This window comes from Rhizobium sp. NLR10b, from assembly GCF_019685435.1.
In the GTDB taxonomy this organism is placed as follows: Bacteria; Pseudomonadota; Alphaproteobacteria; order Rhizobiales; family Rhizobiaceae; genus Rhizobium.
In genome coordinates this window covers 104,285-129,790 of the sequence record NZ_JABDWV010000017.1, presented here as the reverse complement: position 1 = coordinate 129,790, position 25,506 = coordinate 104,285, and the positions used below count along the sequence as shown (strand labels likewise).

19 protein-coding genes and 1 pseudogene are annotated in these 25,506 nt (G+C 61.9%); 7 read left to right on the top strand and 13 right to left on the bottom strand.

Going from position 1 to position 25,506, the window contains the following annotated elements; translation table 11 throughout:
* Window position 1 precedes the first annotated feature (1 nt).
* Together HJB91_RS25365 and HJB91_RS25360 are read left to right on the top strand one after the other, a co-directional pair.
* Window positions 2–916, top strand: a complete 915-nt coding sequence (locus HJB91_RS25365) for an ABC transporter permease subunit (RefSeq protein ID WP_221156069.1) — start codon at window positions 2–4, stop codon at window positions 914–916.
* A gap of 12 nt (window positions 917–928) precedes the next feature.
* Window positions 929–2,038 (top strand): sn-glycerol-3-phosphate import ATP-binding protein UgpC, encoded by a 1,110-nt coding sequence (locus tag HJB91_RS25360; protein WP_221156068.1) that lies wholly within the window; start codon window positions 929–931, stop codon window positions 2,036–2,038.
* Window positions 2,039–2,044: 6 nt separating this feature from the next.
* Here HJB91_RS25360 and HJB91_RS25355 read toward each other — a convergent pair whose 3' ends face one another.
* A complete protein-coding gene (locus tag HJB91_RS25355) occupies window positions 2,045–2,518 on the bottom strand; it encodes a cupin domain-containing protein (RefSeq protein WP_210630030.1) in 474 nt (157 codons plus the stop codon).
* 129 nt (window positions 2,519–2,647) lie between these two features.
* On the opposite strand from HJB91_RS25355, the gene HJB91_RS25350 reads away from it, so the two are divergent.
* Complete coding sequence (locus tag HJB91_RS25350) at window positions 2,648–3,190, top strand: hypothetical protein (RefSeq protein WP_210630031.1); 543 nt, start codon at window positions 2,648–2,650, stop codon at window positions 3,188–3,190.
* 116 nt (window positions 3,191–3,306) lie between these two features.
* Here HJB91_RS25350 and HJB91_RS25345 read toward each other — a convergent pair whose 3' ends face one another.
* The 8 genes from HJB91_RS25345 to HJB91_RS25310 all read right to left on the bottom strand — a co-directional run bounded on the left by HJB91_RS25345 (window position 3,307) and on the right by HJB91_RS25310 (window position 15,439).
* Window positions 3,307–5,409, bottom strand: coding sequence for a beta-galactosidase (locus HJB91_RS25345; protein ID WP_221156067.1), 2,103 nt, complete (start codon window positions 5,407–5,409; stop codon window positions 3,307–3,309).
* 105 nt (window positions 5,410–5,514) lie between these two features.
* Window positions 5,515–6,390 carry a 2-hydroxy-3-oxopropionate reductase gene (locus HJB91_RS25340; RefSeq protein WP_168297268.1) on the bottom strand — a complete coding sequence of 292 codons (876 nt, stop codon included), beginning with the start codon at window positions 6,388–6,390 and terminating at the stop codon, window positions 5,515–5,517.
* Window positions 6,387–7,181: a 2-oxo-tetronate isomerase gene (gene otnI, locus HJB91_RS25335; RefSeq protein ID WP_210630033.1), complete on the bottom strand. Its 795-nt coding sequence runs from the start codon at window positions 7,179–7,181 to the stop codon at window positions 6,387–6,389. Before otnI ends, HJB91_RS25340 begins: the two co-directional genes overlap by 4 nt.
* A gap of 10 nt (window positions 7,182–7,191) precedes the next feature.
* On the bottom strand, window positions 7,192–8,919 hold the full coding sequence (locus HJB91_RS25330; protein WP_168297270.1) for an ABC transporter ATP-binding protein: 1,728 nt from the start codon (window positions 8,917–8,919) through the stop codon (window positions 7,192–7,194).
* Window positions 8,920–8,929: 10 nt separating this feature from the next.
* Window positions 8,930–10,120 (bottom strand): ABC transporter permease, encoded by a 1,191-nt coding sequence (locus tag HJB91_RS25325; protein WP_210630035.1) that lies wholly within the window; start codon window positions 10,118–10,120, stop codon window positions 8,930–8,932.
* Window positions 10,121–10,131: 11 nt separating this feature from the next.
* Window positions 10,132–11,118 (bottom strand): ABC transporter permease, encoded by a 987-nt coding sequence (locus HJB91_RS25320; protein WP_210630037.1) that lies wholly within the window; start codon window positions 11,116–11,118, stop codon window positions 10,132–10,134.
* Window positions 11,119–11,222: 104 nt separating this feature from the next.
* Window positions 11,223–13,331 carry a family 10 glycosylhydrolase gene (locus tag HJB91_RS25315; protein WP_221156084.1) on the bottom strand — a complete coding sequence of 703 codons (2,109 nt, stop codon included), beginning with the start codon at window positions 13,329–13,331 and terminating at the stop codon, window positions 11,223–11,225.
* 182 nt (window positions 13,332–13,513) lie between these two features.
* Window positions 13,514–15,439, bottom strand: coding sequence for an ABC transporter substrate-binding protein (locus HJB91_RS25310; protein WP_168297273.1), 1,926 nt, complete (start codon window positions 15,437–15,439; stop codon window positions 13,514–13,516).
* 178 nt (window positions 15,440–15,617) lie between these two features.
* On the opposite strand from HJB91_RS25310, the gene HJB91_RS25305 reads away from it, so the two are divergent.
* Window positions 15,618–16,637 (top strand): LacI family DNA-binding transcriptional regulator, encoded by a 1,020-nt coding sequence (locus HJB91_RS25305; protein ID WP_168297274.1) that lies wholly within the window; start codon window positions 15,618–15,620, stop codon window positions 16,635–16,637.
* Here HJB91_RS25305 and HJB91_RS25300 read toward each other — a convergent pair.
* Window positions 16,634–17,405: pseudogene (locus HJB91_RS25300) on the bottom strand (TIM barrel protein). The gene HJB91_RS25305 and the pseudogene HJB91_RS25300 sit on opposite strands and share 4 nt — an antisense overlap.
* Before the next feature lie 138 nt (window positions 17,406–17,543).
* Here HJB91_RS25300 and HJB91_RS25295 point away from each other — a divergent pair.
* Both HJB91_RS25295 and HJB91_RS25290 read left to right on the top strand, forming a co-directional pair.
* Window positions 17,544–18,332, top strand: coding sequence for an SDR family NAD(P)-dependent oxidoreductase (locus HJB91_RS25295; protein WP_210630041.1), 789 nt, complete (start codon window positions 17,544–17,546; stop codon window positions 18,330–18,332).
* 176 nt (window positions 18,333–18,508) lie between these two features.
* The gene (locus tag HJB91_RS25290; protein ID WP_085780172.1) at window positions 18,509–18,973 is read left to right on the top strand and encodes an Rrf2 family transcriptional regulator; all 465 of its coding nucleotides are present in this window, start codon (window positions 18,509–18,511) and stop codon (window positions 18,971–18,973) included.
* A gap of 50 nt (window positions 18,974–19,023) precedes the next feature.
* On the opposite strand, the gene HJB91_RS25285 is transcribed toward HJB91_RS25290, so the two are convergent.
* A complete protein-coding gene (locus HJB91_RS25285) occupies window positions 19,024–20,133 on the bottom strand; it encodes an acyl-CoA dehydrogenase family protein (protein WP_221156066.1) in 1,110 nt (369 codons plus the stop codon).
* Between the two features lie 203 nt (window positions 20,134–20,336).
* On the opposite strand from HJB91_RS25285, the gene HJB91_RS25280 reads away from it, so the two are divergent.
* Window positions 20,337–21,074 carry a metallophosphoesterase gene (locus tag HJB91_RS25280; RefSeq protein ID WP_409079594.1) on the top strand — a complete coding sequence of 246 codons (738 nt, stop codon included), beginning with the start codon at window positions 20,337–20,339 and terminating at the stop codon, window positions 21,072–21,074.
* A gap of 34 nt (window positions 21,075–21,108) precedes the next feature.
* On the opposite strand, the gene HJB91_RS25275 is transcribed toward HJB91_RS25280, so the two are convergent.
* Both HJB91_RS25275 and HJB91_RS25270 read right to left on the bottom strand, forming a co-directional pair.
* Window positions 21,109–24,294 carry an efflux RND transporter permease subunit gene (locus HJB91_RS25275; RefSeq protein WP_210630046.1) on the bottom strand — a complete coding sequence of 1,062 codons (3,186 nt, stop codon included), beginning with the start codon at window positions 24,292–24,294 and terminating at the stop codon, window positions 21,109–21,111.
* Window positions 24,291–25,469, bottom strand: coding sequence for an efflux RND transporter periplasmic adaptor subunit (locus HJB91_RS25270; RefSeq protein WP_210630048.1), 1,179 nt, complete (start codon window positions 25,467–25,469; stop codon window positions 24,291–24,293). The genes HJB91_RS25275 and HJB91_RS25270 overlap by 4 nt, the downstream gene beginning before the upstream one ends.
* Window positions 25,470–25,506: the final 37 nt, after the last annotated feature.

Sequence of the window (25,506 nt, the reverse complement as noted above, 5' to 3'; positions counted from 1 at the left end):
CATGATCGAACGCACGCCGATATTCAACTTCGTCTGCTACACGGTTCTGGCGCTCGGCATGGTGATCGCGCTTCTGCCTTTCGCCATCGTCATCATCGCATCGACACTCGATCTGGAGACGGTCAATCATGTGCCGTTGCCGCTGATGCCGAGCTCGCATTTCTGGGAAAACGCGCACGAAGCCTGGGTGCGCGCCGATCTCGGCAACAAGCTGCTTCACAGCATCATCTTCGCCACGTCGGTCGCCGCCGGCAAGGTCATCCTTTCCGCGCTGGCTGCCTTTTCGATCGTCTATTTCCGTTTCCGTGGCCGGTATCTGATTTTCTGGATCATCTTCATCACGCTGATGCTGCCGCTCGAAGTCCGCATCGTGCCGACCTATTCGATTGCGGCGAATGCATTGGCGCCGTTCCAGGCGATCCTCGACATCACGGGAATTACCGGGCTCGTCGCCTGGGTGTCTGGCATCCAGATCAAGCTCGAATGGGGCCTGCTGAATTCCTATACGGGACTGGTGGCGCCGCTGGTGGCCACCGCGACCGGCACCTTCCTCTATCGCCAGTTCTATCTGACCGTCCCCGACGAGCTCGCCGAGGCCACGAAGATGGACGGCGCCGGTGCCGTCCGCTTTTTCGTCGACATACTGCTGCCGCTGTCGCGGTCGAACATGATAGCGCTGTTCACCATCATGTTCGTCTGGGCCTGGAACCAGTATCTCTGGCCGCTGCTTGTCACCACCGATCCGAATTTCGGCATTGCGGTGACGCAGCTCAAGACCCTCATCCCGTCCGAATTCGGCCTGCCCGACTGGAACGTCGCCATGGCAGGCACACTTATCATCATGTCGCCGCCGCTGGTGCTCGTCATCCTGATGCAGCGCTGGTTCGTGCGTGGCCTCATCTCCACCGAGAAGTGAAGGAACAGTCCTGTGGCACCGATCTCAATCCGTGATGTGAAGAAGAGCTACGGCAAGCATCCCGTCGTTCATGGCGTCGATCTGGAGATCCAGTCCGGCGAATTCATCGTCATTCTCGGCCCCTCCGGCTGCGGCAAGTCCACGCTCTTGCGCATGATCGCCGGGCTTGAGGAAATCAGCGGCGGCGAAATCGCCATCGACGGCCGCGTCGTCAACCAGCTGGAGCCGCGCGAGCGCGGCTGCGCCATGGTGTTCCAGAACTATGCGCTCTATCCGCACATGACGGTCGCCGAGAACATCGGCTACGCCTTGAAGGTGGCCGGTGTTGCGAAGGCGGAGCGCAGCCGTCGCATTGCCGAGGTCGCCAAGGCGCTCAGCCTCGAACCCTTCCTCGACCGCCGCCCTGCCGCCCTTTCCGGCGGCCAGCGCCAGCGCGTCGCCATGGGCCGTGCGATGATCCGCGAGCCGAAGGTGTTCCTCTTCGACGAACCCTTGTCGAACCTCGACGCCAAGCTGCGCATCGCCATGCGTGCCGAAATCCGCCGCCTGCACCGGCGCCTCGGTGCCACCTCGATCTTCGTCACGCACGACCAGACCGAGGCGATGACGCTGGCTGACCGGCTGGTGGTGATGAACGGCGGCAGGGTGGAGCAGGTCGGCACGCCGGAAGAGGTCTATCATCATCCGGTGTCGCGCTTCGTCGCCGGTTTTGTCGGCACGCCGGCGATGAACCTGCTCGAAGGCACGATCAACGATGATAGCGTCTTCGTCTACGAACAGAGCCGCAGAATCGCGCTGCCACGCGAACGGGCCGCGCTGCTGAAAGGCAAGCGCGTCGTGCTCGGCATGCGCGCCGAGGCGGCCCGGTTGGTAGCCCCGGATGCGCCCGGCGCATTGGTGGCAACGGCCGATTTCATCGAAGAGCTCGGCGCAAGCCGCGTCGTTCATGCCGATTTCGACGGGCTGCCCTTTGCTGTGGCGCTGACCGAGGCCGTGACGGTGAAATCGGGTGATCCGATCGGCATCGCGATCGACCACAATGCGATCCATCTCTATGCCGCCGATACCGGCCGGATTATCGAGAACCCTGCCATGAACAGCGCCGGCGCCGTTCACGCCTGACCGGCGTCAGCGGTGAATGGGATCAATCCAGCGAACGTCTTCCGGTCTCTCGACCGGTTCGATATCCAGATTGACGACGACCGGTTCCTGGCCTGAGCGGACGAGCACGCATTCCAGCGTCTCGTCGCGGCTGGCGTTGATCTCCTGGTGCGGCACATAGGGCGGGACATAGATAAAGTCGCCCGGGCCGGCCTCGGCGGTGTATTCGAGATGCTCGCCCCAGCGCATGCGGGCCTTGCCCTTGACGACGTAAATGATGCTTTCGAGATCGCCGTGATGGTGGGCGCCGGTCTTGGCATTGGCATGGATTGTCACCGTGCCCGCCCAGATCTTCTCGGCGCCGGCGCGCGCATGGTTGATTGCGGTCGCACGGTTCATGCCCGGCGTCTGCGCGGTGTTCGGGTCGAGCGAATTGCCGGGAATGACCTTGACGCCGTGTTCGCGCCAGTTGACATGATGATGCTCGTGGTCGTCGCTCACGCCTTGCCTCCACTTTCGATTTCGCCAGTCTAGGCGGGAGCCCGGCGGCGGCCAAGTGGATCGCCGCGGTACCGCCGCAGATATCTTCTGCACTCTGTAGCTTCTGTGCACAAGGAAAGAACGGACCCGATGAGCCACCTCCCGCAGATCGACTACGACACCGCTTCACCAGAGGTTCGTGCGGCGCATGACGAGGAAGTCAGGCTGCGCGGGCGCATGACCAACATGAAGCGGACGCTGCTGCATTCGCCAGCGGCTCATCGCATCTATGCCGAGTGGTTCACGCTGCGCGCCGAACTCGATCCTGCGATCAGCGACCGGGCGATCTGGATTTTCTCGCATGCGATCTCGAAGGCAGCCAGATCGAAGATTGCCGTCACCTTCTTCCGCAGGGCACTGATCAACAAGGGCTTCAACCCCGACGCGCTGGAGTTTTCCGACGAAGAGGCACTCCTCGACGATTTCGGCAAGGCGATTGTCACCGATTCCAATGCCGTTCCGACCGAACTTTGGGCGAAGCTGAAATTGCGCTACGAGACCAAGGTGCTCGTCGATCTCGTCGCCTTTGCCGGCATCATGCTGGCCACCGCCGTCTTCAACAATATCGTCGAGGTCGACTTGGACCCCGAGCTTGAAGCCTTTGCCGAGGGAGCCAGTTCATCCGCATCCTGAAATCTCAGAGAATGATGCCGAAAAGGGTAAGCGGTTTCCGACGACATCACGCTCTGACTATTAATTTAGAACAGGATTGAGGTTTGTAGGCCGAGCGTGCCTAAAATGGTCCGGTTCTAACCATCGAGCGGAAGGATCAGCACATCGCGTGCCGGCACATCGATGCCACCGTGGCCGATATGGCCGACGGGCCAGACGGCCCGGCCTTGCGCAAGGGTCCCTCGGGCGAGCGTCAACTCCGTCTTCTGCGTGGTTCTCGTCGGATTGACGAGCCAGAGGAAGCTGCCTTTTTCACCCTCGTGGATACGGGCGAAGAGTGCGGCATTCGACAGCGTCACGTGGCGCTTCTTCCCACTCCATCTCAATAGCTCAGCGAAGAAAGCGCCGTTCGCCTTCCCCTGTGTGCGGTAATAGGCAACGGAAGGATTGGTGCCGATCAGCAGCGTGCGACCCTTGCCATAAGCATTTTCCACGACGGCAAGACGACCGTCGGTGAAGTGGCCACGTCCCGTTCCGTCGGTCAGCCGATAAGACTGTAGGAAGCCGCCACCGTGGACCGCCGCGCCGTCGAGATCAAAATGGGTGCGGTCTCCGATATCGGGCATGAATTCGACCTCCTCCTCGCGTGCGCCGAAGACCTCGTCGAGGCCCATGTTCGGTTGCACGGTGCCGACATGGCCGCGATCGCCGAAATAGCCGGGGCATGCCTCGGCAATCAGTGTGCCGCCGTTTTCGACCCAAGCTTTCAGGCGTTTCGCCTGCTCTGAAGTGAACATGATCGGATAAGGGAAATAGAGGAAATCATAGTCCGCGAGGTCGTCGATATGCACCCAATCCGGTTGCGTACCGGTTTCGAGGAAGGCGCGATAAGCGCCCCACATCGCTTCGGGATAGGGCTTTTCCGTGCGGTCGTGGTTCAGGAGGTAATCGAACTCCTGCGTTTCGCGCACGACGAGGATGCCGACCTCTCCGCGCACGGGCTTTGCCTCCCAGAGGGGAGCCTGCGCCTTGTCATTGGCCCATCTCGCCATGGCGCTTGCCATGTCGGAGCGCGGCGTGCGCGAGCCGTCCATGCCGTAGGAGCCGAAAGCGCCGAAGAGCGGACCGTCGAGCAGCGGGCGCCAGCGCAGATTGATCACGCCGCGGGCGCCGCCGGCAAGTGAGGTCATGCTCCAGAGGCGAATATCCTCGGGCTCGGCGACGCGGCCATCCTCCTTGTCACGGCCGATCACCTGCGGCTGCAGCCAGAGCGGGCCGCCCTGGCGCTCGGCGTGCCAAAAGGGTTTGCCGCGCGCGGCGGCGCGGTTGATGTCGACGCCGTACCAGTTCTTCCAGGCTTCCGACCCCTTGCGCGCCTGGATCCAGGTAAAGCCGTAGACCTCGACCTTGGAGGCTGCAAGCCAGTCGTCGCAGCCGTTGGCAGCCATGTTGGGAATTGCGCCGGATATGCCGTGGGCAAGGACGGTGTTCTTCTGGTCGACGGCGCGGATCGTGTCGATGCGCCATTGCATCTGATCGTAGAAGTTGTCGCGTTTGAACTGCAGCCAGTCGATACATTCAGGATAGGGTGCCATGTGCGCCGGCGGCTCGATGTCATCCCATTCGGCATAGCTGTAGCGGTACCAGGCCTTGGCCAGGACCTTCAGGCTGCCGTATTTCTTTTCGAGCCATTTGCGAAAAACAGCCTTTGCATAGGGGCTGTAATCGACGTCCGCGGAATAGTTGCACTCGTTCCAGACGTCGTAACCATAGATCGCCGGATGATCCTTGTAGCGGGTGGCGAGCGCGGTCAGGAATCTGCCCGCTGCTTCCCTCACTTCCGGGCAGTTCAGCGTCAGGGCGCCGGCGCCGCCACCATTGTTGGAGAAGCCGCCGGTCGCCGACGACACACCCATATAGGAACCGAGTTTGGTGCCGTCGGCATTGACCTGCAATGCATGAGCGTATTTGCGCACCGCCCAGTCGGGCACGGCATGAATCAACTCGGCGATAACGGTCTTGATGCCGTGTGCCGCCGCAAGGTCCATCTGACGGTCATATTCTTCCCAGTCGTAGACGCCGGGGGCGGTTTCGATTGCGCTCCACATGAACCAGTGGCGGAAGATGTTGAGGCCGTCTTGCCCGGCCGTGGCGTAGTCGCGCTCCCAATCTTCACGGGGCGGATTGGATTTGCGGAAGTAGACGGCGCCGTAGGGCAGTTGGATATCTTTGTTCAGCATTGTCCTGTCCTTCTCTATCGATGTCCGGACATGGCTTCGCCGTCCGGAAAGAAGGCTCCGGCAGTAGGCAGTCGAAGATGGCCGGCTATACTAAAAAGCGTTGATCTAGCGCGGTCCTCCGGCGAGGAGTTCCAGGGTGCGGATGAGGGCGGAATGATCGCGTTCGCCGTCGCCATTGGCGACCGCGGCGTTCATCAGTTGTTGCGTGGCGGCAGTGTTCGGCAGCGACAGATCGAGTGCGCGGGCGGCATCGACGGCAAGCGTCATGTCCTTGCGGTGCAGGCGGATACGGAAGCCGGGCTCGAAGGTCTGATTGATCATGCGCTCCCCATGCATTTCGAGGATGCGGGAAGCGGCAAAGCCACCCATCAGCGCCGAGCGCACCTTGGCCGGGTCGGCGCCGGCCTTCCTGGCAAAGAGCAGCGCTTCGGCAACTGCCTCTATCGTCAGGCCGACGATGATCTGGTTGGCGACCTTGGCCGTCTGCCCGTCGCCGTTACCTCCGACATGGGTGATGTTCTTGCCCAACTTTTCGAAAATCGACCGGGCACGTTCGAATGCTTGCTCCTTGCCACCGACCATAATCGTCAAAGAGGCAGCCTTGGCACCCACCTCTCCGCCGGAAACGGGAGCATCGAGATAATCGCAGCCGAGGGCCTCGATGCGTTTGGCGAAAGTTTTGGTGGCGACCGGGGAGATCGAGCTCATGTCGATAACGAGCTTGCTCTGAGAAAGGCCGGAGGCAACGCCGTGTTCGCCGAAGAGGACCGCCTCGACATCTGATGTATCCGGCAGCATCAGGATGACGATGTCCGAAGCATGCGCCACCACCCTGGCGCTCGCGGCGGCTATGGCGCCCTTGTCGACAAGATGCTGCGAGGTCTCTTTCACCCGGTTCAGATGCAGCGTGTGGCCGGCATCGATCAGATGCTCCGCCATCGGGCGGCCCATGACGCCCAGTCCGATAAATCCGATGCTCATGCTGCCCTCGCTGACTTCAGATAGGATCTCATCCAGCCGAGGCCATCCTTGGTGCCGGATTTCGGCTTGTACTCGCAGCCGACCCAGCCGTCGTAGCCGAGGCGGTCGAGTTCGGAGAGGATGAAATTGTAGTTGATCTCGCCGGTGCCGGGCTCGTTGCGCCCAGGATGGTCGGCGATCTGCACATGGGCGATTTTCTCCTTAAGTCGGGTGAAGGTGGGGATCAGATCGCCCTGCATGACCTGCATGTGGTAGAAATCATACTGGATATAGAGGTTGTCGGAACCGACCCTGTCGAGGATGCGCTCCGCATGGGTGGTGGTCGACAGAAAGAAACCCGGAATATCCCGCAGGTTGATCGGCTCGATCAGCAGGGTGACGCCGGCGTCGGCACAACGTTTCGCAGCATATTTCAGATTGCCGACCAGCACCGTTTCCAGCGTTTGAAGGTCCGCACCTTTTGGCACCAGGCCGGAGATGACATTCACCTGCCGGCAATCAAGCGCTGCGGCATAGTCGAGCGCCTGCTCGAGTCCATCGCGGAACTCCTCTGCACGCTCCGGCAGGCAGGCGATGCCGCGCTCGCCGCCGGCCCAGTCGCCGGACGGCACGTTGAAGAGCGCCTGTTTCAGGCCGCTTGCCTTCAGCGCCTCGGCAACCTTCTCCCTGGGTTCGGCATAGGGGCCCAGATATTCGAGGGCACCGAAGCCGTCCTTTGCAGCAGCGGCGAAGCGGTCGAGAAAGGGCAGGTCTTGGTAGAGGAAGGAAAGGTTGGCGGAAAATTTCGGCACGGGATCGTCCTTAGATATCGGCAGACGCGACGAAACGATGCCGGTGCAGCATGCGCTTGTCGCGAGGGTCGGGATTGGGAACGGCGGAGATGAGGCTCTTCGTATAGGCCCCCTCAGGAGCGGTGCAGATTTGTTCGGCCTCGCCGAGTTCGACGATCTTGCCGCGATGCATGACGGCGACACGATCGCAGAAATAACGCACCACCGAAATGTCGTGCGAAATGAAGATGAAGCTTAGGTTCAGCCGTTGACGGATATCGAGCAGCAGGTCGAGAATCTGGCTGCGGATCGAGACATCGAGAGCGGACGTCGCCTCATCGGCGATGATGATGCGTGGGTCTAGCGCAAGCGCGCGAGCGATGCCGATGCGCTGGCGCTGGCCGCCGGAGAAGGCATGTGGATAACGCTCCATCCCCATCGGGTCGAGGCCGACAAGGCGCATCAGTTCGGCGACACGGTCCGCCAGCGCCTTGCCCCTTGCCAGCCCGTTGACAACAAGCGGATCGCCGATCACCTCCTTGACAGTCATGCGCGGATTGAGCGAGGCGAAGGGATCCTGAAAAACCAAGCGGACTTCGCGATGGAATGTGCGGAGTTCGCGCTTGGTGAGTTTGGTGACGTCGATCTCGCCGCCGTCCTTGCCGCAATAGCTGATGCTGCCCGAGGTCGGCTCGACGGTGCGCAGGATGAGCCGACCGAGTGTCGTCTTGCCGGAGCCGCTTTCGCCGACAATACCGAGGTTTTCGCCGGGATAGAGATCGAAGCTGGCGTCGTCGACGGCGCGCAACGTGTTGGCCTTGCCGTGCCAACCATAGATCTTGCTGAGGTGGCGGACGGACAGGATCGGCTGCGGTGCCGCCGGCGACAGTGCTATGGCGGGCAGCTTGCCATCGACATGATGCGTGAGCTTGACTGTCGAGGCAAGCAGTTGGCGGGTATAGGGATGTTCGGCGGCATGGTAGATTGCATCGACGGGTCCGCGCTCGACGATGCGGCCGAAGCGCATGACGGCGACATCGTCGGCCACTTCGGCGACGATCCCCATGTCATGGGTGATGAGCAGCATGGCCATGCCGCGTTCGACCTGCAGGCGCTTGATCAGATCGAGGATTTCGGCCTGGGTGGTGACGTCGAGGGCTGTCGTCGGCTCGTCGGCGATGAGAATGTCGGGATTGCCGGCAAGCGCCATGGCGATCATGGCGCGTTGGCGCATGCCGCCGGAGAATTCGAAGGTGTAGCGGTCAGCCATCTTGTCCGGGTTCGGGATCTCGACCTGTCGCAGCAGTTCGACGGTCCTTTCGCGGGCGGCGCGATGATCGAGATCACTGTGCAGGCGCACCGCCTCAATGATCTGCGAACCGATGGTGTGAACCGGCGACAGCGAACTCATCGGCTCCTGGAAGATCAGGCCGATGCGGCGACCGCGGATGGCCCGCATCGCCCGATCGGACGGCTTCAAGACGGCAATATCGGTGATGCCGTGACTTCCGGTGGCCCCGTCGCCGTCCCTGAGCAGGATGCGGCCGGAAACAATACTGCCGGGGCTGTCGACGATCTGCAGCAGCGAACGGGCGGTGACGCTCTTGCCGGAGCCGCTTTCACCGACGAGGCACAGCGTTTGCCCGCGTTTCAGCTCGAAACTGACATTTTCGACGGCGTGCAGGATGTGGGTGCGCAGCCTGAAATCGATCGAGAGGTTTTCGACGGAGAGAACGACGTCTTTTGAAAGGTCGGCCATGGTTTCCTCCTCAATTGTCGTAGGGGTCGGCGGCATCGCGCAGGCCGTCGCCGAAGAAATTGAAGGACAGGACGGCGATGACGACTGCGAGCGACGGCCAGATCAAGAGCCACGGCGCGGTGGCGACGGTGCGGATGTTCTGGGCGTCCTGCAGCAGCACGCCCCAACTGACGACCGGCGGCTTAAGGCCGATGCCGAGGAAGGAAAGAGAGGTCTCGGCGACGATCATGGTCGGTACGGCCAGTGTGACGACCGCAAGGATATGGCTTGTCAGTGACGGCAGGATATGCCGAAAGATCAGCCTGGTCTCGCTGGATCCGTCGAGCCTGGCGGCAACGACGAAATCCTCACTGCGCAGCGCCAGGAACCGGCCGCGCACTTCACGCGCCAGGCTGGTCCAGCCGAGCAGCGAGACGATGATCGTTATGACGAAATAGACATTGACCGGCGACCATGTCAGCGGGATCGCCGCCGCCAGGCCGAGCCACAGCGGGATGGTCGGCATTGCACTGACGACCTCGATGACGCGCTGGATCAGCGTATCGACCCAGCCGCCGTAGAAACCGGAGATCGAGCCGAGCACGACGCCGAGGATCAGCGACATGGCGACGCCGACGAGGCCGATCGACATGGATACGCGGGTGCCGTAGACGAGCCGAGAGAAGACATCGCGGCCGAGCCGGTCGGCGCCGAGCAGGTACATCGGGTCGTTTTGGTTGAGCGGGCCGATCAGGTGCCGGTTCATCGGGATCACGCCCCAGAGATCGTAGGCCGCGCCTTTGACGAAGAAGCCGATCGGGACGACCTTGGTGTCGTCGACGACGAAGGTGCGGCGTAGCGCCACCTTGTCGATCTCGACCTTGTAGCCCTTCACATGGATATTGAACTCAGAGCTGCCGTCCGGCTTTTCGACGAAGAAGCTGAAGCCCTGCGGCGGGGCATAGGTGTATTGCGGCCGCGAGGTCATCGGCAAAGCGGGCGCCAGGAATTCGGCGAACAGACCGACCAGATAGAGGCAGAGGATAATGACGCCGGCCACCATCGCCACCTTCTGGCGGATCAGCTTGCCAGCGACCAGCCGCCAGGGACCGATCGCTGCGGTCGAGACGGTCTTGCCCTGTTTCAATGGGCTGATCGAGGGGCCATCGGCAACAGTGTGAAGCGGACCAGCATGATTTCCGAAGGTCTCGTGCGTGCTCATCGCGTTCGCCCTCAATTGAACCGGATGCGTGGATCGAGCAGGGCCAGCAGCAGATCCGACAGCAGCATGCCGACAAGGGTCAGCGCGCTCAAAAGCAGAATGAAGCTGCCGGCGAGGTACATGTCCTGCGAGATCAGCGCGCGGAAAAGCAGGGGACCAGCGGTCGGCAGGTTCAGCACGATGGCAGTGATCGTCACGCCCGAAACGAGATGCGGCAGCACCCAGCCGATCGCCGAGACGAAGGGATTGAGCGCGATTCTGACCGGATACTTGAGGATCACCTTGTATTCCGGCAGTCCCTTGGCGCGGGCCGTAACGACATAGGGCTTGTGCAGTTCGTCGGTCAGGTTGGCGCGCAGGATCCGGATCATCGCTGCCGTTCCAGACGCGCCAATGATGATGATCGGGATCCAGAGATGGGCGAGGAAATCGCCGACCTTGGCAAAGCTCCAGGGCGCTTCGGCATATGCCGGCGAGACCAGCCCGCCGACGCTCTGGCCAAGAAATTTATAGGCGATGTACATCAACGTCAGCGCCAGGATGAAGTTCGGCACCGCAAGGCCGATGAAGCCGAGAAAGGTGAAGACATGGTCGCCGACGGAGTGGCGGCGGACGGCGGAATAGACGCCGATCGGCAAAGCCACGATCCAGACGAAGAGCAGGCTCAAGAGCGAGATAACCAGCGTCGAGCCCATACGCGCCCAGATCAGCCCGGAGACTGGCTGACCCCACTCGAAGGAGTAGCCGAAGTCGCCGCGGCTGACGATGCCCCAGATCCATTTGAGGTATTGGACATAGAAGGGGTCATCGAAGCCGTAGATTTCCTTCAGCCGCTCGATCTGAGCGGGATCGACGGTTTGGCCGCTGTCGCTCATGGTGGCGATCATCGAGGTCAGGTAATCACCTGGCGGCAGCTGGATGATCAGGAACGAGATCAGCGACATGCCGAACAAGGTCGGGATCATGTAGAGTACGCGCTTGAAGATATAGCCAAGCATCGAAACGTTTCTCCTCCCGTCGGGAACGCTGTGACGCGCCTCCCCCGGATCTTCACGCGCCGTCGGCCCTTCAGGCCGAAAGCGCTCCTCCGTCGCCTGTCACTTCATTTCCAGGTGAGATGCAGGACTTCCAGCCGGTCGATACCGGGCACCTCCACCTGCGCACGGCCGTTCGCAAGGCTGAAGCTTGCGGCGCGGTCGGCAACGACGAGCCATGCCTTCGCCACCGATCGGCCCTCCGGAATCTCCACCGAAATGGTCTGCGCTGCCAGAGGGTAATTGTCGCGGATCGGGCCTTTCATCATCATCGGGTTGGTGAGGTTGAAGAGGCTGACTGCCATGCCCTCACCGTTTTCGCGTAGCGCCAGATCGATGACGCCCTTGCCCTCGATGGTGACGCGTGGTGTCTTGCCGAGTGCCCAATGGACGGCGTTGGCGAGGAGCCGCGCATGATCGACGGCATAGACCTCCCAGAAGATCTCACCGATATTCCAGGGAATATAGACTGTGCGGCCACCCTTGCCAGTCTCGCGGGCGATGACGGCAGCACCTTTTGGTTCTTCTCGCGGATAGACCTCTTCCATCGGCAGATCGGGAAAGTCGGGAACGTAGAGGAAGGGCGCCTTCGCATCGGCCGACGGTACGGCGTGGATCAGGCGAGTGCCGCCCATGATGCGCTCGGCACCGTCGAAGCCCCGGTTGATCGCGTGATCGCCGGAAAGTGCGACATAGGTGTTCTTGACGATGCCGCGCGGGCCGGAGACGTAGCTGGCACCCAGCACGTCGGCGAGGCCGAAGTCGGGGCGCTTCTTGCCGAATTCGTCGCGCAGCGACGTCTCGTAAGAGGCAATCATGCTGCCACCGCGATCGACATAGGCGCGGATCGCCGCGTTCTGCGCATCCGAAAGGCAGGAAGCGTTGGCAAGGATGATGAGCTTGAACCGATCGAGGCTCTCGTCGGTCAACACCTGGTCCGAAAGCAGCTCGAAGGGCAGGCGGGCCTCGACGAGGGCATGGTAGAAACCGAGGTCGTGCTTCTCGGCGGAATGCCGTTCTTCCGGCGCCCAGTGGCGCAGCGTCGTCGAGGGATCGATGACGGCGATTTCGGCGGTCGGCTTCATGCTTTCCAGCACCGGCTCGATGGCTGCCTGCAGGGCGAATGCGTCGGCCACCGGCTCGACCCAGCGTTTGTCAGGCACGACGCCGTTGAACTTGGTGAACCAGGCGTAGAGGCCGTGGGCGGTGCCGTCATTGATCCAGAGCTGCATCTCCTCGCCCGAGGTGACGGCATCCTTCCAGCGATATTCCTCCTCGGGGCCGATCGAGGTGATCAGCACGACCGGGCGGTCGGGGAAGGTGGCTCGGATGCGCTTGCCATTGCGGCCTGCCGACCAGCCGAGCTCAAGGCCCTTGCGGCCCTGATGGTCGACGACGAGGAAGGGGCAGTGTTTGGCGATGACCGAGAGATCGAATTCCATCAGCGAAGCGCCACCCATGTTCGGAATGAAGCTCGCATGCGGGCGGATCGCTTTGACGGCATCGTCCCACTGCGCGATCATGTCGGTGAGCACGCGGCGGCGCCACTGCACCCAGGCCTGCCAGGCGGGATCCTCGGCATCGGGTCTTGCAGGAAGGGCATAGCCGAACATGTCCTTGAAGCGGCGGGCGCTGTCTTCGCTGTAATCGACGCCGTGGCCCTGCCAGCGATTGGCGAAGACCGCGTCGATATCGTATTTGCGGACGATCTCCTTGACCACCTCAGGCATGAAGACGGTGTTGTAGTCGCCATAAGCATTGGTGACCCAGACATCGGGATAGGCCCAGTGGCGGCGCGGCGTGCCGTCGGCATTGATCATCACCCATTCCGGATTGGCTTTGGCGGCATCGTCATGGACCGCATGCGGGTCGACGCGGGCCATGACGTGCATGTCGAGCTTGCGGGCGGCATCGACGAGCGCGCCGAAGATATCCTTGTCGCCGAGATATTTGCTGACATAGTGGTAAGGCACTTCGCTCGGATAATAGGCGATATAGCCGCCGGCACTGAGGCAGACCGCGTTCGATTTCGTGCGTTTGAAGACATCGATCCAGAAGGCCGGGTCGTATTTCTCCGGGTCGTCTTCCACGAAGGTCAGCTGGGTCCAGCGGGTCGCGGTCTTAAACCAGTCCGGCGTCCTCAGCGTGTGGGTGTTCTGTCTCCTGGCGTCGAGCATCGTCTTCATCCAATCATTGGCAAAAGAGAGCGCCTCAGCGCCAACCGGAGGGGCCGGCGCCTGAGAAGGCATCATGGAAAAAGGTCATCAGAGCGGTTCAATCTTACCAGTCGTGTAATCGCTCTGAGTTTTTGTCTTAACGCAGTTCCAGGAAAACCGCTTCGCATTTTCCTGGAACTGCTCTAGACCTTGTAGAACTGCTCCGGCATGGTCGGAGCGGGCGTCGGCCAGCCGAAGGAGTTCGGCATGGTTTTCGTGATGTTCTTCATGTTGTTTTTGACGATGCCGTAGCCGTCGGGCGGCAGCGAGATGCCGAAGACATAGAAATTGTCGGCGGCGCCTTGAAGGATCTGCTTCATGACCTCGCGCTGGCCCGATGGGTCGGAAGTCGTCTTCAGCTTGTCGTAGAGCGCAAGCTGGTTCTTCGTGCTTTCCGGCGGTTCCTCGGCATTGGCATTGGTGCGGTCGCGATACCAGAGTTGCCAGGCCGGGGCGTACATGGCGTTGGCATCGGTCGGCACGTAGTAGCGCGGGTCGAGCATGGCGGCGACGCCGCCATTTGCGCCGAACTGATGGGCGGTCGCATCGAAATCACGGCCCTGGCGGACGCGCGTCTCCCAGAGCGAACGGTCCATCGTGCGCATCTGCGCATCGATGCCGACCGCCTGGAACATCGGGATCACCAGCTGGAAGAGATCGAGGAAGACGGCGCGCGCCTGGTCGATCTCGAAGATGATCGTCAGGCGGCGGCCCTTTTCGTCGAGGCGGAAGTTCTGGTCGTCGCGCTTCGGCACGATCTGATCGAGCATGGCATTCGCCTTGTCGACGTCATAGGCCGTGAACTGCGTGGCGAGTTGCTCGTTGTAAAGCGGATCTTCCTTCTTGATCGACGGCTGGGCAGGCGCCCCCTGGCCGACGAGCACCGCATCGATCAGCGACTGCCGGTCGAGTGCGGTCGAGAGTGCGGCACGGAAATCCTTGTTCCGGAAGAGCTTCCGCTTGGTCTCGTCATTGTGGTTCAGGTTGAAGATGAAATTCATGACATTGGCTTCGGTCGAAGTCAGCGTGTAGAAATCATAGCCGCCCTGCTCACGCGCATCGTAGAGAACCGATTTGTTGTTCGGCGTGGCAATGTACTGGTCCATCAGGTCGACCTCGCCCTGCATGGCCTTCAGCAGCAGAACCTGCGGGTCGGCGACCATCTGGTAAACGATGCGGTCCATATAGGGCAGCTGGTTGCCCTCGCTATCAACCTTCCAATAGTATGGATTGCGCTCGGCAACAGCCCGTTCGGTGTTTTCGCCTGGCGCGATCGTGAACACCCAGGCATGCACGCAGGGCTTCTTCGAGGAGTTGAGGAAGAAGGCGTTGTCGTCCTGGAAGCCGGCGGCCGCCTGGAACGACGCGATCCAACTTTCGAAGCCGCGTTGCTTGGCGAGTTCATCGGCCTTCGGATTGTAATCGATGTGGAATTGCTCGAGATAATGCTTCGGCGTGCGCGTCGTCTGATCGTTGTTTGCCCAGGCGACCTGCAGCGGGAACAGGCCGTTCGGCTTGTCGAAGATGACCTTGAAGGTCTGCTCGTCCACGATCTCCAGCTTGGCCGGCTTACCGCCGGATTTCCAATGATCCTGACCGACAAAGGCGACGCGCTTGTCGGTGAAAACAGTATCGTACCAGAACTTGATGTCGGCGGTGGTGTAGGGATGGCCATCCGACCATTTCATGCCCTTGCGCAGGCGGATCGTATAGACCTTGGAGTCGGCATCGCCCTCAAAGGACTCGGCGACATTCAGCGTCACGCCAGACCAATCGCGCGTATAGCGTAGCAGCGGCTCATAGGCCTGGTAGCGGAACAGCATCGACAGCGACCCGCCGCCGACTAGCGCCATGTTCCAGTCGCCGCCGTATTTGCCGATGCTTTCAACCGGTTTGACGACGAGCGGATTTTCGGGAAGCCTCTCCTGGAGACCCGGCAGGGCGCCGCTCGACACTTTCGCTTTCAGGACATCCGCTTCCTTGAAGTCAGCGGCGAAAACCGGCAGGGCCGGCATTATCAGGGCGGCCGACGTCCCGGCCAGAAACGCACGTCGTTTCAGCTTGATCATAGGGATCTCCTCCAAAAACCCGTGCCATTATCATTATTTTTGCTGTGGGGCCGGGATGAGGGAAAGATTACATTTGGATATTGTTAGGTAAAGCGTTATGTTCACGTTAGTGAGAAAATTTGGCATACAGGCGCAGTTGGTATAACCAGCGCCTATCAATCGAAGGGCGAGGTGCCACGTGGGAAGCAGGGGCCGGGTTACTTTGCAGACGATCGCGCGAGAGGTCGGGCTGTCGAAATTTGCGGTCTCGCGGTCGCTCGCCGGCAAGAGCGGTGTCAGCGAGGAAACGCGCGCGCTGATCCGCGACACGGCGCAGCGCCTAGGCTACACCAAGCCCGCCGGGCATGGTGCTGCCGGCGAGGTTGCGGTGGTCTTTCACGATCTCGATGCCGTCAACAGCGAGCTCTATATGCAGGTGCAGAACGGTGTGCAGCGAGAGGCTCATCGGCTTGGCATGACGCTGCGCGTGCGCTGGACCCATGATGTCGGCCAGTTGGAAGAGTTGGCGCGCAGCTGTGATGGCCTGATGCTCGTTGGTCCGCATGCCCGTGAGGCCGTGGCAGCGGCGAGCGCCACCGGCGTTCCGATCGTGCGTTTCGGCTGGGTCGATGCGCTCGAGCAGGTCGACCATGTCGGCGGCACCGACCATGAGGCAGGGCAGGCGGTGGTGGAGTATCTAGTCGGACTCGGCCACCGGTCCATCGTGTACGTCTATGGCATGCCGGGCCTGCGGGGACGTCAGGAGCGCCATTACGGCGCTCGCGAAATCGCCGAACGTTATCCTGATGTTGCGCTCCATGTTATGCAATTCGACGAAGAGAATGGCTTCGGCACGGCGTTCCGGGCGCTCGTGGACAAAGGCATTCGCCCGACGGCTTTTTTCTGCGCCCATGACGGGTTAGCGCTGACCGTGGTCTCCGAACTGCTTGGGCAGGGGTACCGCATTCCGGACGATATTTCGGTTGTCGGTTTCGGCGACTACTCGCCGGCGTCACTGATCTCGCCGGCGCTGACGACGGTGAGGATGGAGGGGCAGGAATGCGGGGCCGTGGGGCTGCGGCTATTGCTTGAACGGATCGAGAATCCACGCCTGCCGGGCATGCCGGCGAGGCGCATCATGATCGCCTCGCGCATTATCGAGCGCCGCTCGGCCGGACCTTGCAAGGCGGCGGCGAGCGTCGATGTCCCCGGGGTTTAACCACCGAGCGCAGCAATGGCAGCCTTGACTGCGTCCGCGCCGGGCTTGGTCGGCCGGTATTCCAGACCGACGGCGCCGGCATAGCCGTTGGCGAAGATCCAGTCGAGGCGATGAGCGAGGTCTATCCCGCCGGAACCCGGTTCGTTGCGGCCGGGATGATCGGCGACATGGACGTGGAAAACACGGTGCAGGCGGCCGTCCAGCACGTCTTCGGTGCGTTCGCCCATCACGGCGGAATGGTAGATGTCGTAGACGATGCCGATCTCGGGGCGGGCGACGTCATCGACGACGTCGAGGCCTTCGCGGGTTGAATCGAGGAAGTAGCCGATATGATCGATACGGATGTTGAGAGGTTCTACGCCGAGCCGCACGCCGCTGCCTTTCAGGATATCGGCACCTGGTTTCAAGGTTTCGCTGAGGGCCCGGCGCTGTTCTTCACGGCTGAAGCCGGCGAGATCGTCGCCTGCCTGGGCGATCAGCACCGGCGCGCCGAGGCGTTTGGCGACTGTGACGGAATCGGCAAGGCCTTTCAGCCAGGCCTTCCGGTTGGCGGCATCGGTCAGCGCGATCATCGGCTCGGCGACGAGGCTGGTGACGGCAAGGCCGGGTTTCCTTCAACGCCGCCTCGATCGCGTCCAGATCCTTGTCGGTCCAGCGCCAGAATTCGACCGCCGTCAGGCCGCCAGCATGGGCGCGACGGATGCGGTCGGGAAAGCTGTCGCCGTCCTCGGCAAACAGCCACTCTATACAGGCTGAATAACGTCGCATGAAAACTCCTCCCGGTGCGGATGCAGGCTGCGACAGAACAGAGACCGCCGCAAGAGGCGTTTGGGTGCTTGACGCCCGGATTCATTGGCGGAACACTTGCTTCCACGAGCCGGGATCGCCGGCGCTTCGGAGGAAGACATGGATCTGGGATTGAAGGGTAAGATCGCCGTCATAACGGGTGCGTCGGTCGGCATCGGACTGGCGATCGCCGAAGGGCTGGCGGCTGAGGGCGTGGACCTCGTGCTGGCTGCGCGTGGCGGCGAACGGCTGGAGGCGGAGGGCGCCCGCATTGCCGAGAAATTCGGCGTCAGCGCCACCGCCGTCGCCGCCGACGTCGCGACGGCTGCGGGAACGGAGGCGATCATTGCCGCGGCTGCCGAAAAGGGTGGCGCCGATATCCTCATCAATAATGCCGGCACCGGATCGAACGAGACCGTCATGGAGGCGCCTGATGAGAAATGGCAGGCCTATTGGGACCTGCACGTGATGGCCGCCGTGAGGCTTGCGCGCGGCATCGCACCGCAGATGAAGAAGCGAGGCGGCGGGGTGATCCTGCACAATGCCTCGATCTGCGCCGTCCAGCCGCTCTGGTACGAACCGATCTACAATGTCAGCAAATCGGCGCTGATGATGTTTTCAAAGACGCTCTCGACCGAGCTCATCCAGGACAATATCCGCGTCAACTGCATCAATGCCGGCCTGATCCTGACGCCCGACTGGATCAAGACCGCCAAGCAGCTGACGGCCGAAAGCGGCGGAAACTGGGAAGGGTACCTGCAAAGCGTTGCCAATGAGCATGCTGCCTCCAAACGCTTCGGCACGCCGGAGGAACTGGCGAACGTCTTCGTCTTTCTGAGTTCGGAGAGGGCGAGTTACTGCATCGGATCGACCTATTTCGTCGATGGCGGCATGCTGAAGACGATTTGATCGAAGCTGGCGCAATGAGCAGCACGGCAAGCCTGTTCTTCGCATGACTGCCAGCCGGCCGTGGACGTTGCCGATACAAGCTATAAAAATTAGCTATTTTGTTGTATCTTCACGCTTTCGACGTTATTTGCCTGCTATTGACGGGCAAATATTGCGGTTTTCAAAAGGCGACGACAATGCTGACGAAGAAGGGAAAATACGGCCTGAAGGCACTGGTCGATCTGGCGCGCCTGGCGCCGGGCGAGACTGCCTTCATCAATGACGTCGCGGCGCGCAACAATATTCCGAAGAAGTTTCTCGACACGATCCTGCTCGAGCTGCGCAATGTCGGTATCCTGCGTTCAAAAAAGGGGCCTGGCGGCGGGTATTCTCTCTCGCGGCCGGCTTCCGAGATCCGCATCGGCCATGTCATCCGCACGCTCGATGGGCCGCTGGCGCCGATCCGCTGCGCCAGCCGGACGGCTTACGAGGCCTGCGACGACTGCGCCGACCCGGAAACCTGTCAGGTGCGGCGTTCGATGACCGATGTTCGGGATGCGATCGCCGCCATTCTGGACAATATGACCCTCGACCAATTCGTCGCAGCCGGCGGCCGCATTGAAGACACCGGGGACGAATTGCCGATCTCCGCCGCCAGCTGAGACGTTTCGATTTCATACGGTCTAAAGCGCCATGCTGTGTCGTTCAGGGCTCATCTCGACATATGGTCGCCGGCGCGGTCCAGCAATCGATCGCGAGGCAGCGACAGCGCGTGGATGCGTGCATTGCGCCAATGGCGGTCGAGATTAAGGCCTATGCCGGTTGACGCTTCGCCCGCGAGCTCAAACAGTGCGTTTGCGGCGTTGAGGGCCGTCTCTCCGGCAGTGATCGCGGCCGCCGAGGCGGAAAAATAGGCATCCGCCATCGCAGCCTCTACAGGATTGACCTGGGCGATATCGAGTTTGCGGCCCGCTCGCTCCAGAGCTGCCGCTGTGATTTCGATGCCGACGGCGTGTTCGCCGAGCCGGGAGCGGGAGACGGTATGATCGCCAATGGCTGTCATCAGGTCGGCCCAGGCGGCCCGCGCGATGCCGAGGGCCACTCCAGCCTTGAGCAGCAGGCCGAGCGAAACGCCCGTCGAACCGGACGACGGGGCCGGCGCGATCGTGCCGGCATCGACATGCACTGCGCCGGCGAGCGTCGTTGCCGATCCATTGGTGCGCTGGCCGAAACCGTCCCAATCATCGACCACTTGCACGTCCCCGCTGTTGCGGCTGAGGTAGAGCGTCACAGGGCGGCCGGGCGGAAGTGTGAGGGCAGCGGCAATCCAATCGGCATAGAGAATACCGGGCGCCGGCCGCATCCGCCCGCTCAAACGGTACCCCGGTCCGTCGACCGACAGCTCGCTGCCGTCGGCGACGGTTGCGCCGGCGAAGCGGTCGCCGAGCAGCACACGGGCAAACAGCGATGCTTTCAGATCCTCGGCCGCCTGGGTACGGAGGGTTTCCAGTACGGAAAAGTGATTTTCCAGTGTCTCGCCAATCGAGGCGTCGGCCTCGGCAATGATCGCGATGATTTCGGCAAGCAGGGCGTTCGACACGTCGAGCCCTTCATGTTCGGGCGGAACAGAGATTGCCGTCAGTCCCGATATCGACAGCGCGTCGAGCTCGGCAAAAGGCAGGATGCGGTTGATATCGCGCTCGTTTGCCTGATGACGGAATGTGTCGGCGAGGTTGCGAGCCGTGGATACGGCCTCCTCTTCGTTTTCGATGCGGCGGGCCGGCGGCCTCAGACGGTCTTGAAACTGCGATAACGTTCCCATCGCTCACTCTTTCGTCGAAGGATGACAGGATTGAGGGATTTTCCTTCGAATGATAAGAACGGTTTTTCCAGAAAAACCGGACGCTTCGAATTTTCTCACCAACTTGATCGCCTCGCCCTCCACTCTACTTATGGTTAACCGGGGCTATCCAATTGAGGAACATGATGGGTGAAGCACTTGCTCGCCATAGCGAGGTTTGGAAAATGGGGCGCCAGCCGAGACCGCGTCTGACGCTGGATATCGCCGAGATTCCAACTTATGCGATCGGCGACATTCACGGCCGCTACGATCTGCTTTTAAAAGCTGAGGAGGCGATCCTGCAAGATGGCGCGCGATTGCCCGGGCAAAAGCTGATCGTGACACTGGGTGACTATATCGACCGGGGTCTGGAATCGGCGCAGGTCATCGCTCACCTCATCGAGCCGCCGCCTGATGGTTTCGACCGCATATGCCTTGCCGGCAATCACGAGATCGCCATGCTCGACTATGTCGACGGCTGGCTCCCTTATGACGACTGGATGCGGATGGGGTCAGCGGAATCGCTTAAATCCTATGGCCTCGATCCGGAGCATCTGCCGCTCGTCTTTCCCTCCGGCGTGCAGCTCGACGCCTTTCTGCGGCAGTCTCTGCCGCATACGCATCTCGATTTCATGCGAGCGCTGCCCATCATGCTGGACACACCGAGCGTGGTGTTCGTGCACGCCGGCATCGACCCGATGCTGCCGCTCTCCGCACAGACGGATGAGGACCTGGTCCTCATCCGCCACCGCTTTCTTGAAAGCAGGGTTCCCTTGCCGAAACTCGTCGTCCACGGCCACACGCCCAGCGACGAGCCCGACATTCGCCCGAGGCGGCTCAATCTCGATACGCGCGCCTTTCGCAGCGGTAGGCTGACCGTTGCCCGGTTCTGGCAGGGCCGGGTGCATCTGTTTTCCACCTGACATCATCCCACCGGGAGGCTGTATGACACCGTGATCAGACCGTCTCGCTTTGGGCCGGGGCGGCTTCGACCGGCCTTTCAGCCGGCCGGCTGCGGCGCCAGCCGCGCAGAACGACATAGAAGACCGGCGTCAGGAACAGGCCGAAGAGCGTCACCCCGAGCATGCCCGAAAAGACGGCGGTGCCGAGCGACTGGCGCATCTCGGCGCCGGGGCCGGTGGCGATGGCGAGCGGCAGAACGCCGAAGATGAAGGCGAATGCCGTCATCAGGATTGGGCGCAGGCGAAGGTGGCTCGCCTCGATGGCGGCCTCCACTGGCGTTTTTCCTTCCTCTTCCGCCTGCCTGGCGAACTCGACGATCAGAATGGCGTTCTTGGCCGCAAGGCCGATCAGGACGATCAGGCCGATCTGCGTCAGGACGTTGTTGTCCATTCCTCTCAGCGAGACCCCGATCAGTGCGGCGAGCACGGCAAGCGGGACGATGAGAATGATCGCGAGTGGCAGAACCCAGCTTTCATATTGGGCCGCCAGCGCCAGGAAGACGAAAATGACGGAGAGGGCGAAGATGTAGACGGCGGTGTTGCCGGTATGTGTTTCCTGATAGGCGAGTTCCGTCCATTCGAAGGTCGTCCCCGGCGGAAGGATCTTGGCCGCCAGCTCCTCCATCTTCTTCAGCGCGTCGCCCGTCGAGGTGCCGGGCGTCGGATTGCCCTGAAGCGGCACCGAGACATACATGTTGTAGCGCTGGACGAGCGCCGGGCCGCTGGAATCCTGAATGTCCATCAGGGTTCCGAGAGGAACCAGTGCGCCAGTCGCCGAGCGTACTTTCAGGGCGAGAATATCCTCCCTGTCCATGCGGTATTGCCGGTCGGCCTGGGCGCGAACCTGGTAGACGCGGCCGAACGCGTTGAAATCGTTCACGTAGGCGACGCCGAGGTTGATCGAAAGCGCGTTGAAGATATTGGGGATCGGCACGTTCAGGAAGCGCGCCTTGTCGCGGTCGATCGACAGGAAATATTGCGGGCTGGCATCGGAGAAGGTCGTAAAGACGCCGGTCAGCCCTTCGGTCGTTGCCGCCGCCCCCATCATCTGGCGGGCAAGGCCCAGCACGCGCGTCATGTCGGGATTTTCGAGATCGGAAATCTGCATCTTGAAGCCGCCGGAGTTTCCGACGCCGCGCACGGATGGCGGCGGGATTGCGATGATGAAGGCTTCCTGGATGCTCTGCAGCTTGCCGAAGAGCTCGCCGATGATCTTGTTGGCGTTTTCTCCGCCTTCCTCGCGTTCGGCGAAGGATTTGAACGGAACGAAGACGACCCCCGCATTCGAGGCATTGGTGAAGGTCGCTCCGCTGAAACCGGCAAACTGCACGGCATTGCCGACGCCGGGCACGGTTCGGGCGATGTCGCCCACCTGTTTGACGACGGCATCAGTCCGCGCCAGTGAGGCGCCGTCCGGAAGCTGCACCACAACGATCGCGTAACCCTGGTCCATGGTCGGGATGAAACCCGAGGGCACCCGGGTGGTCATGTACCAGGTCGCGCCGAGCAGGCCGGCGAAGGCGAGCATCGAGCAGGTCAAGCCTATCCAGCTGCCGACCAGGTGCCGGACGGTCCACGAATAGCCGGAGCTCATCCGGTCGAAGCCGCGATTGAAGCCGTTTGCAAGACCGGTGCCCAGGCGTGAGGCAATGCTTTTGCGCTTCGTCTCGTGATCGTGGGCTTTCAGCAATATGCCGGCAAGGGCGGGCGAAAGCGTCAGGGAGTTCAAGGCCGATATCGCAGTGGTGACCGAGATCGTCACGGCGAACTGCCTGTAGAACTGACCTGATATGCCCGGAATGAAGGCCGTCGGCACGAAGACCGCGATCAGCACCAGCGAGATCGCCACCACAGCGGTGCCGACTTCGTCCATCGTCACGTGTGACGCCTGCTTCGGCGTCATGCCGCGCGCCAGATTGCGCTCGACGTTTTCCACCACCACGATCGCGTCGTCGACGACGATGCCGATGGCGAGCACCAGGCCGAACAGCGTCAGCATATTGAGCGAGAAACCGAAGGCGAGCAGGATAGCGAAGGTGCCGATCAGCGACACTGGGATGGCGACGATCGGGATGATCGCGGTCCGCCAGGATTGCAGGAAGACGAGAACGACGATCGCCACCAGGATGGCCGCTTCGGCGATGGTTCTGTAGACCTCATCGATCGAATCCGAGATGAATTCGGTCGTGTCGTAGACGATGCGATATTCCAGGCCCTCCGGGAAACTCTGGGAGATATCCTTCATCAGCGTCTGGACCTGGTGGGCCGTATCGAGAGCGTTGGTTCCCGGCCGGGCGAAAATGCCGAGAGCGACCGCAGGGTCGTTGTTGAGGTAGCTGTTGGTGACGTAGTCCTGCGCGCCGAGTTCGATGCGGGCGACATCCTGCAACTGTACGAGCCGGCCCGCCCCCGTCGATTTGACGATGACATAGCGGAACTCGCGCACATCGGAGAAACGCCCATCCGTTCGCACCGTATATTCGAAGGCGTTCCTGCCGGTCACCGGCGGCGCGCCGATCTTGCCGCCGGAGACCTGTACGTTCTGGTCCCTCAGGGCGGAGACGACGTCATCCGAGGTCATGCCATAGGCGGAGAGTTTTTCCGGATCCAGCCAGATGCGCATCGAATACTGCCGTTCGCCGAAGATCTGCACATCGCCGACGCCGTCGAGGCGCACGAGCACGTCACGGATGCGGTTGCGGGCATAGTTCGAGACGTAAAGCTGGTCATAACGATGCGACGGCGACAGGAGGTGCACCACCATCATCAGGTCGGGCGAGCTCTTGTCGGTGGTCACGCCGAGCCGCTGAACCTCCTCGGGAAGACGGGGCAGCGCGATGGAAACGCGGTTCTGGACCAGCACCTGCACCTTGTCGAGATCGGTGCCGAGCTTGAAGGTGATCGTCAGCGACATGGCGCCGTCGGCGCTGGAATAGGACGACATGTACAGCATGTCTTCGACGCCGTTGATCTGCTGTTCGAGCGGGGTCGAAACGGTATCGGCGATGGTCTGCGGGTCGGCACCAGGATAGGAGGTGCGCACGACGATGGTCGGCGGCGCGATCTCCGGATATTGAGAGACCGGCAGCTGCGTATAGGCGATGCCGCCGACGACGAGAAAGAGGATCGAGATGACGGCCGCAAAAATCGGCCGGTCCACGAAGAAATGGGCGAATCTCATTGTCCGCTCTCCGCGTTTGCGGATTCGGGGGGCGTGTCCTGCCGCTCCTGCGGCAGTTCGCTCATCTGCGGCGTGATGGTCGAACCCGGCCGCGCCCGCATCAGGCCGTTGACGATGATCGTCTCGGTGCCGTCGAGACCTTCGCGGATGACGCGATAGCCGTAGAGCCGAGGTCCGGGCCGCACCGGCTTGGTCGAAACCTTGCCTTGCGCGTCGACGACATAGACGACGCGTTCGTTCTGGTCCGAGCCGATCGCCTCATCGGGAACGAGAATGGCCTTGTAGGTATTGGAGGCTGCGACCTGCACACGGCCGAACAGGCCCGGCTGCAGGACGAGGTCGGGATTTGCAAGGCGGGCGCGGATGCGGATGGTGCCGCTCTCATTGTCGACCCGGTTCTCGGCGAAATCGAGCTTTCCCATGAAAGGTTTGGCGGTGGGGTCGGAGATCGTGACGGATACATCGACGCCGCCGCCGCCGAGCTGCAGATCCTTGCCCTGCTTGCGTGCGGTGTCGGCGAAATTCAGCAGGCGGCGCTCGTCGACGTCGAAATAGAAGTCGATCGGGTCGAGCGAGACGATCGTGGTGAGCACCGTCTGGTCGGCCTGCACGAGATTGCCGGTCGAGAGCAGGCGGCGGTCGATGCGGCCGCTCAGTGGCGCCCTGATCTCGGTATATTCGAGGTCGAGCGCCGCGCGGTCGGCGGCGGCCTGAGCGCCGCGGACATTGGCCTGGGCGGAATCGAATTCACGGCGGCGATCGTCCAGCGTCTGTGCGGATTGGCTGCCACTCGAAGCGAGCGACTGGGCGCGCTTGTACTGAGCGTCGGCGAAAACAAGGGTGGACTGCGACGCTTCGAGCGCGGCCTTCGCTTGGCTGAGCGCGGTGACGAACGGCCGCTGGTCGATGACGAAGAGCAGGTCGCCCTGCTTGACCAGGGCGCCATCTTCGAAATGAACTTCCTGCAGGTAGCCGCCGACGCGCGAACGCACGGAGACTTCGTCGACCGGCTGGAAACGGCCGATGAATTCGTCATTGTCGATGACATCGCGCACCACCGGCTTCGCGACCGTGACAGGGGGAGGGGCGGACGGTGCGCCCTGCGCCATCGCGACCATAGGCATGAACGTGGCGATGCAGGCGAGCAACAATTTCCGTCGAAGCGCGAAAGTCATATCGGTCCCTCCAATCGCGGCGGCCGATCGACTGCCA

Coding starts and splice junctions, on each gene's coding strand:
- HJB91_RS25365 (WP_221156069.1), top strand. CDS start 2: ATGATCGAACGCACGCCGATATTCAACTTCGTCTGCTACACGGTTCTG.
- HJB91_RS25350 (WP_210630031.1), top strand. CDS start 2,648: ATGAGCCACCTCCCGCAGATCGACTACGACACCGCTTCACCAGAGGTT.
- HJB91_RS25345 (WP_221156067.1), bottom strand. CDS start 5,409: ATGCTGAACAAAGATATCCAACTGCCCTACGGCGCCGTCTACTTCCGC.
- HJB91_RS25340 (WP_168297268.1), bottom strand. CDS start 6,390: ATGAGCATCGGATTTATCGGACTGGGCGTCATGGGCCGCCCGATGGCG.
- HJB91_RS25330 (WP_168297270.1), bottom strand. CDS start 8,919: ATGGCCGACCTTTCAAAAGACGTCGTTCTCTCCGTCGAAAACCTCTCG.
- HJB91_RS25325 (WP_210630035.1), bottom strand. CDS start 10,120: ATGAGCACGCACGAGACCTTCGGAAATCATGCTGGTCCGCTTCACACT.
- HJB91_RS25320 (WP_210630037.1), bottom strand. CDS start 11,118: ATGCTTGGCTATATCTTCAAGCGCGTACTCTACATGATCCCGACCTTG.
- HJB91_RS25315 (WP_221156084.1), bottom strand. CDS start 13,331: ATGCTCGACGCCAGGAGACAGAACACCCACACGCTGAGGACGCCGGAC.
- HJB91_RS25310 (WP_168297273.1), bottom strand. CDS start 15,439: ATGATCAAGCTGAAACGACGTGCGTTTCTGGCCGGGACGTCGGCCGCC.
- HJB91_RS25295 (WP_210630041.1), top strand. CDS start 17,544: ATGGATCTGGGATTGAAGGGTAAGATCGCCGTCATAACGGGTGCGTCG.
- HJB91_RS25290 (WP_085780172.1), top strand. CDS start 18,509: ATGCTGACGAAGAAGGGAAAATACGGCCTGAAGGCACTGGTCGATCTG.
- HJB91_RS25285 (WP_221156066.1), bottom strand. CDS start 20,133: ATGGGAACGTTATCGCAGTTTCAAGACCGTCTGAGGCCGCCGGCCCGC.
- HJB91_RS25280 (WP_409079594.1), top strand. CDS start 20,337: ATGGGGCGCCAGCCGAGACCGCGTCTGACGCTGGATATCGCCGAGATT.
- HJB91_RS25275 (WP_210630046.1), bottom strand. CDS start 24,294: ATGAGATTCGCCCATTTCTTCGTGGACCGGCCGATTTTTGCGGCCGTC.
- HJB91_RS25270 (WP_210630048.1), bottom strand. CDS start 25,469: ATGACTTTCGCGCTTCGACGGAAATTGTTGCTCGCCTGCATCGCCACG.